The 8,111-nt window shown below is 33.7% G+C and carries 5 protein-coding genes and 1 pseudogene; all 6 read left to right on the top strand.

Annotated elements, in window-relative coordinates; genetic code table 11:
• The coding region (locus ABI657_RS18535; protein ID WP_348098756.1) for a DUF5915 domain-containing protein at positions 1-1,844 on the top strand (1,844 nt) is incomplete at its 5' end.
• A 9-nt stretch (positions 1,845-1,853) separates the two neighbouring features.
• Positions 1,854-2,234: a TraR/DksA C4-type zinc finger protein gene (locus ABI657_RS18530; protein ID WP_348098755.1), complete on the top strand. Its 381-nt coding sequence runs from the start codon at positions 1,854-1,856 to the stop codon at positions 2,232-2,234.
• A gap of 87 nt (positions 2,235-2,321) precedes the next feature.
• Complete coding sequence (locus tag ABI657_RS18525; protein WP_348098754.1) at positions 2,322-2,918, top strand: lipoprotein signal peptidase; 597 nt, start codon at positions 2,322-2,324, stop codon at positions 2,916-2,918.
• Between the two features lie 80 nt (positions 2,919-2,998).
• Complete coding sequence (locus ABI657_RS18520) at positions 2,999-6,175, top strand: UvrD-helicase domain-containing protein (protein WP_348098753.1); 3,177 nt, start codon at positions 2,999-3,001, stop codon at positions 6,173-6,175.
• 80 nt (positions 6,176-6,255) lie between these two features.
• Positions 6,256-7,449: a glycine C-acetyltransferase gene (gene kbl, locus ABI657_RS18515; protein WP_348098752.1), complete on the top strand. Its 1,194-nt coding sequence runs from the start codon at positions 6,256-6,258 to the stop codon at positions 7,447-7,449.
• Positions 7,450-7,561: 112 nt separating this feature from the next.
• A pseudogene (locus ABI657_RS18510) lies at positions 7,562-8,111 on the top strand (OmpA family protein); the annotation flags it as partial.

Genomic DNA, 8,111 nt, shown 5'->3' with positions numbered 1-8,111 from the left:
GTATTCCGTTGCCAATTTGGAGAACTGAAGACAAAAAAGAAGAAGTTCTTATTGGCTCTGTTGAAGAATTATACAACGCGATCGAAAAATCTATTGCAGCTGGTTTTCAAAAAGAAAATCCGTTTAAAGGTTTTGAAATCGGAAATATGTCTGAAACAAATTATGATTTAATCGATTTACATAAAAATGTTGTCGATCAAATTACTTTAGTTTCGGCTTCAGGCCAGCCAATGAAACGTGAAAGCGATTTAATTGATGTTTGGTTCGATTCTGGAGCAATGCCTTATGCACAATGGCATTATCCTTTCGAAAACAAGGATAAAATCGATGAGAATAAAGATTTTCCTGCGAATTTCATCGCTGAAGGTGTCGATCAGACTCGTGGATGGTTTTATACCCTGCACGCTATCGGAACTTTAGTTTTTGATAAAGTAGCCTATAAAAATGTAGTTTCGAATGGTTTGGTTTTGGATAAAAACGGGCAAAAAATGTCGAAACGTTTAGGGAATGCAACAGATCCTTTTGAAACAATTGCAGAATATGGTCCTGATGCTACACGCTGGTATATGATTTCGAATGCCAATCCCTGGGACAATCTGAAATTTGATTTGGAAGGAATTGCCGAGGTTCGTCGTAAATTCTTCGGAACATTATATAACACCTACTCATTCTTTTCATTATATGCCAATATTGATGGATTCAAATACGCTGAAGCGGAAATTCCGTTAAACGAAAGACCGGAAATCGACCAATGGATCATGTCTGAATTACATACATTAATCAAATTTGTTGATGAATGTTACGAAGATTATGAGCCTACAAAGGCGGCAAGAGCTATTTCTGACTTTGTTCAGGAAAACTTAAGCAACTGGTACGTTCGTTTGTGTCGTCGTCGTTTCTGGAAAGGCGAATACGCTCAGGATAAAATTGCAGCTTATCAAACACTTTATACTTGCCTGTTAACGATCAGTAAATTAAGCGCTCCGATCGCTCCATTTTTCATGGATAAATTGTACCGGGATTTAACGAGTTCTACAGGATCTGAGCAATTTAGCAGTGTTCACTTGGCTGAGTTTCCAAAATTTGTCGAAAACTTTGTTAATAAAATGTTAGAGAGCAAAATGCAGAAGGCTCAGACCATCTCTTCTTTGGTTTTATCACTTCGTAAAAAGGAAATGATTAAGGTACGTCAGCCTTTACAAAAGGTAATGATACCGGTGCTTGACGAGAAACAGAGAGGTGAAATTGAAGCAATTTCCGAGCTTGTAAAAACTGAGGTAAATGTAAAAGAAATAGAGCTTTTAGACGATGCTTCGGGTATTTTAGTAAAGCAGATTAAGCCAAATTTTAAGGCTTTGGGACCACGCTTTGGAAAAGATATGGGTTTGATTTCCAAAGAAATACAATCTTTTTCTGCGGATCAGATTAATGAGTTAGACAAGCTGGGGACGATTGATATTGTTATTGCAGGAAATAATGTAACTTTATCTCTGGAAGACGTCGAAATAACATCGCAGGATATTGAAGGATGGCTGGTTGCAAATTCAAACGGAATTACAGTGGCGCTTGACATTACAATATCTGAAGAATTGAAAAATGAAGGAATCGCAAGAGAATTGGTAAACAGAATTCAGAATATCCGTAAAGATTCCGGATTTGAGGTTACTGATAAAATTAAAATTCAATTAAAAAGAAGCGGAATCCTGGAAGAGGCGATTTTAAAAAATAAAGACTATATTAAGTCTGAGACACTTACAAATGATTTGGTTTTTGTGGATGCTTTGGAAAACGGCACAGAAATTGAGTTTGATGATATTAAAACAATGATATTAATTTCAAAATAGGATAATAAAATGATAGATGAAATTACAAAATACTCTGATGCTGATTTAGCGGAGTTTAAAGAAATAATTCAAAATAAAATACAAAAAGCACAAGCCGATCTGGATTTAATAAAAAGTGCTTACATGAACGATTTAAATAACGGTACAGATGATACTTCACCAACTTTCAAGGCTTTTGAAGAAGGAAGTGAAACAATGTCAAAAGAAGCAAACTCACAGTTGGCTATCAGACAGGAAAAATTCATTCGGGATCTTAAAAATGCATTATTCCGTGTAGAAAACAAAACGTATGGCATCTGCAAAGTAACAGGTAAATTAATCGGTAAAGAAAGATTAAAAATCGTTCCTCATGCTACCATGAGTATCGAAGCTAAAAATTTGCAACGATAATCACTTAAATTACAAAAGAATTAACGCTCCATAAGGGGCGTTTTTTTTTATTTAATTGTTACTTTTGCCAACATTAAAATTTATAACATGTCATTACGAAAAGCGTATCTCCTTATATTTATTATATTATTGATTGACCAGGTTTCTAAAATCTATGTAAAAACAAATTTTATTTTAGGTGATGAAGCTCATGTTTTTGAATGGTTCAGAATTCATTTTATTGAAAATGAAGGAATGGCATGGGGAACAAAAATCCCTGGGGAGTATGGTAAATTAATTTTGACTGTTTTTAGAATTTTTGCTGTATTCGGAATTGGGTACTGGCTTTCTGATTCAATTAAGAAAAATCATTCTGATTATTTAATTGTGGCAATTGCATTAATTTTTGCCGGAGCTTCCGGAAATATAATTGACTCTGTTTTTTACGGAGTTATTTTTGATGACAGTCATGGAAAGCTGGCAACACTTTTTTCACCTGAGCCTTATGGTACATGGTTTCATGGTTTAGTAGTAGATATGTTTTATTTTCCTATCTGGAAAGGTAACTTACCAGCGTGGTTACCATTTTTTGGAGGAAAGCAATTTGAGTTTTTTAATGCTATTTTTAATGTTGCCGATATGGCAATTTCTGCAGGTGTCGGAATTCTGTTGGTTTTTAATAAAAGAGCTTTTCCTAAACAATAAAATATTCATTTCAATTTTTTGATTTTGTAAAGTGTTAATGTAGCAGAAATATTATTTTTACCATACAAAAATAAAAAATCATGCAAAGTCCGTCTTTCTCCATTTATGATGCATCAGCGGGTTCCGGAAAGACGTATACGTTGGTTAAGGAATATCTTAAGATTATTCTTTCTTCGCCAAAAGATGATGCTTACCGAAATATTCTGGCCATAACGTTTACCAACAAAGCAGTTCATGAAATGAAAAGCCGGATTGTAGGCAGTTTATCTGAATTTACCAAAGAAGAATCTTCGGCGAAAGCCATTGATTTAATGGAAGATTTGTCTAGGGAAACAGGACTTTCGGTAATTAAAATCAAAACAAAATCTCAAAGTATCATCAAGCATTTAATTCATAATTATGCAGCTTTTGATATTTCTACCATTGATAAATTTACGCATAAAGTAATTCGTGCTTTTGCCCATGATTTAAATTTACCAATGACTTTTGAGGTAACTCTGGATACTGAAAACTTATTGATTGAAGCTGTAGATGCTATTATTGCACAGGCAGGTCAGGATGAAACTTTGACAAAACTGCTGATTGATTTTACAATGGAAAAAACCGACGATGATAAAAGTTGGGATGTTTCGCGCGAAATTATGGAAACAGGAAGGTTAGTTCTGAATGAAAATAACCGGAATGAAATTTCACATTTTCAGGATAAGTCAATTGAAGAATTTATTGCCATCAAAAAGAAAATGTCGGTTTTGTGTACCGATTTAGAAAAAGAAAATGCAGAACTCGCTTGCGAGGCTTTTTCTTTACTGGATAAAAATTGCATCGATCTAAAATCATTTTCAAGAGGTACATTTCCAAATCATTTGGAGTGTATACGGGATGGAAAATTCAATCCAACAAATAAAACTTTTCATGAATTTGAAGATATTGCGATTAATAAAACTGCGACTGATCGCGCTTTGATTGAAAATAGTATTCCGGAACTCCTTCTGATATTAAGTAAAGCTTATAAAAACTTCGAAAAAAGAGATTTTTACAAGGCGTTCCTAAAAAATATAACACCACTCTCTTTGCTGAATACAGTAAATAACGAATTGGCTAAAATTCAGTCGGAACAAAATGTATTATCAATTTCAGAATTCAATGCGATTATTCATCGTGAAATTCAAAACCAGCCGGCTCCTTTTATTTATGAGCGTCTGGGAGAAAGATATCGCCATTTTTTCATTGATGAATTTCAGGATACTTCTGAAATGCAATGGCAAAATTTGATTCCGCTAATTGATAATGCGCTTTCCGGGCAGGATGATTTTGGTAATAAAGGAACCTTAATGATTGTAGGTGACCCAAAACAATCTATTTATCGTTGGCGTGGAGGAAAAGCAGAACAGTTTATAGAATTGAGCAAAGAGGTAAATCCGTATAATAAAGAAGAAAATCCATTTAGTAATAAAAACAAAAAAGTAAAACATTTAGACACCAATTACCGCAGTTATAGCGAAGTAATCGATTTTAATAATGCATTTTTTAAGCTAATTTCGACTGAGTTCTCAAATGAAGATTATAAAGATTTGTATGAGAATCATAGTTTTCAGTATGCAAATTCTAAAAAAGGCGGTTATGTAAATATTTCTTTTCTGCCCATAATTGAAAAAAATGATTTTGCCGATGATGAAGAGGTTATAGAAAAGTCGGATTTATATGTTATTGCAACTTTAAATACAATTCAAAAAGTTATAAGGGAAGGGTTTGAATATAAGGATATTGTAATCCTGACCCGAAAAAGAGATCAGGGAATCGCTATTGCCAATTATCTGACGGAGCAGAATATTCCGCTTTTATCTTCAGAAACCCTGATGATCCAAAATGCTACTGAAGTCCGATTGATTATTCATTTGCTAAAATATCTAAACAATAACATTGATTTAGAAGCAAAAGCAAATTTTCTACATTTTTTAGCGAATACTAAAGAAATTAAAATTCCGATTCATGATTTTATTGCGTTTGGAATGGCGCAAATTTTTGAGAGTGATTTTGAAAAATGGCTTTTGACTCTTGATGTGTCACTTTCGTTTGAAGATATTAGAAAGAAATCATTGTATGAAGCTGTAGAAATTATCATATCTAAATTCCTTCTTTCTGAAGGAAATGCATATGTGCAATATTTTCTTGATATTGTTCTGGAACGAGATATTCGAAATCAGGCCGGAATAGCTGATTTTTTAAGCTATTGGGATAAAAACGCGGATAAATTCAGTATTCCTTCCCCTGAAGGAAATAATGCGGTTAGAATTATGACGATACACAAATCGAAAGGTTTGGAGTTTCCGGTCGTGATTATGCCTTTTGCAGAAGAAGATTATAACAGAAAGCCAAAAGATAAATTGTGGCTTGACACTGAAGATGTTGATTTAGGTGTGCCTAAAGCTTTGGTTGATAACAGCAGTGCTGTAGAAGGTTTTGGAGAAAGTGCTTCGGCAGTCTTTAATTTGAAAAAACAAGAAGAATTACTGGATAATATTAATGTTTTGTATGTGGCATTAACACGTGCCGAAGAGCAATTGTATATTATCTCTCAATCGTTAAAAGAAAGAAAAGACGGGGAATTACCAAACAATATGGCTTCTTTCTTTATTAAGTATTTGATGAACAAAGGAGTTTATGATACGGACGAATGCGAATATGAATTTGGAAATTCTATGAAAATTTCTCCACCAGGAAAAACAGTAGATTTAATAAAAACGATTCCAATAGTTGCCGAAGTTTTAAATCCAAAAAACATTAAAATTGCCCAGCGCGAGGCACTTATGTGGGATACTCATCAACAGGATGCAATTTCATACGGAAATATAATTCATGAAATTCTGGCTTTTGTGAAAGATAAATCAGATGTTGATATGGCCATTATAAAAGCAATAGAAAATGGATTGATAACGTTTGATCAAAAAAAAATCGTTTTAAAAACATTACAGCAGATTGTTAATCATGCTGAAATTAGTGCTTGCTTTGATAGCAAAAATACTATTTTGAATGAGCAGGCTATTGTACAAAAACAAGGTAAAATTTTAAAACCAGACAGAATTGTTCTAACCAAAAATAAGGAAGCGTATTTATTGGATTATAAAACAGGTGCCAGAAATCCTAAATATATACATCAAATTCAGGAATATCAAAATGCTGTTGAAGATTTAGGATACAAAGTGTTAAAAAGGGCATTGGTATATATAGGAAACGAAATCGATGTAGTAAATTTGTGAAAATATTAATCAGATGTTAAGGAAGTTACGTAGCTAAAATTTTGCTAATGTATTAATTTTTAACGTTTTAAATAAACAATATGTACGGTAAAATTAAAGAATATCTGCAAAATGAACTGCAGTCAATAGAAGAAAACGGTATTTTTAAAAAAGAACGCATTATAACATCAGCACAAGACGCTGAAATAACTATTTCTACAGGAGAAAAAGTTTTAAATTTTTGTGCTAATAATTATTTAGGGCTTTCTTCGCATCCTGAGGTTATACAGGCAGCAAAAGATGCTATGGATACACATGGTTTTGGTATGTCGTCAGTTCGTTTCATTTGCGGGACACAGGATATTCATAAAACATTAGAAAAAAAGATTGCGGATTTTTATGGTACAGAAAATACCATTCTTTATGCAGCTGCATTTGATGCTAATGGAGGAGTTTTTGAACCTTTGCTGGGAGAAAAAGATGCTATTATTTCGGATAGCCTGAACCATGCTTCGATTATTGACGGAGTCCGTTTGTGTAAAGCGGCTCGATATCGTTATGAAAACAGCAATATGGAAGATTTGGAACAGCAATTAATTACTGCAGATAAAGCTGGAGCGCGTTTCAAATTGATTGTTACAGATGGGGTTTTCTCAATGGATGGCATTGTTGCTCCTTTGGATAAGATTTGCGATCTGGCTGATAAATATAATGCAATGGTAATGGTTGATGAATGTCATGCCGCAGGTTTTATTGGAGCTACCGGAAAAGGAACATTGGAAGCAAAAGGTGTAATGGGTAGAGTTGATATTATAACCGGTACGCTTGGTAAGGCACTTGGTGGTGCGATGGGAGGATATACCACTGCCAAAAAAGAAATTATTGAATTATTGCGTCAGCGATCGCGCCCTTATTTGTTCTCAAATTCTTTAGCGCCTGCAATTGTTGGTGCTTCTATTAAAGTTTTCGAGCTTTTAGAAAAAGATACGTCTTTGAGAGATAAGCTGGAATCGAATACTAATTATTTTAAAAAAGGAATGAAGGAGGCAGGTTTTGATATAATTGATGGGGATTCAGCAATTGTTCCGGTAATGCTGTATGATGCAAAATTATCTCAAAATATGGCAAATGAACTCTTAAAGAAAGGAATTTATGTAATTGGATTCTTTTTTCCGGTTGTTCCAAAAGAAAAGGCAAGGATAAGAGTTCAATTATCCGCAGCCCATACAAAAGAGCATTTGGATAGAGCTATAAGCGCTTTTATATCAGTTGGTAAAATGTTAAAAGTTATATAATTGCCACATTAATCAAATTTTTGTAGGTTTTTTTAACAATCTATTTTGAATTTAAAAAATTACGTGTTACTTTTGTCTGTAATTAACTAAATTGTAATTAAAAAAATTAAGTATGAAACATCTTAACAAACTTTTAGTTGCTGTGATGATGGTGATGGGTTTAAGCTCTCACGCACAAGACAGTAACAATCCATGGGCTATCTCTTTTGGAGTTAATGCCGTTGACACCAGAACAAGTTCTGGGTCAGGAAGTGGCTTCTTTGATCAACACTTTTCGCAGCCATTTGGTGTGAAAGATAACTGGAATATCCTTCCTTCTTTATCTTACATAGGAGTATCGAAATATGTTGGAAGTGGTTTTTCTGTTGGTTTACAGGGATCTGTAAACAAAATTGATAAATTTGTTGTTTTTAATAACCCAAGCTTGGCTAATAGTGATTCTAGAGGTAATGCAGTAGTAAATCCTGGAGATTTAATGTATTATGGAATTGATGCTACTATTAAATATAGCTTCATGGAAATGATTAAATCTAAAGTTATCGATCCTTCGTTATCTGTAGGTGGTGGTTATACTTTCTTTGGTGATAGTAGCTACGGAACACTTAATCCAGGTGCTGGTTTAACTTTCTGGTTTACAGATGCTATTGGTCTTGAACTTGCTA

This window comes from Flavobacterium sp., from assembly GCF_039930565.1.
GTDB lineage: Bacteria > Bacteroidota > Bacteroidia > Flavobacteriales > Flavobacteriaceae > Flavobacterium.
Note: the sequence above shows the minus strand (reverse complement) of the source record. Positions and strands in the feature narration are given on the sequence as shown.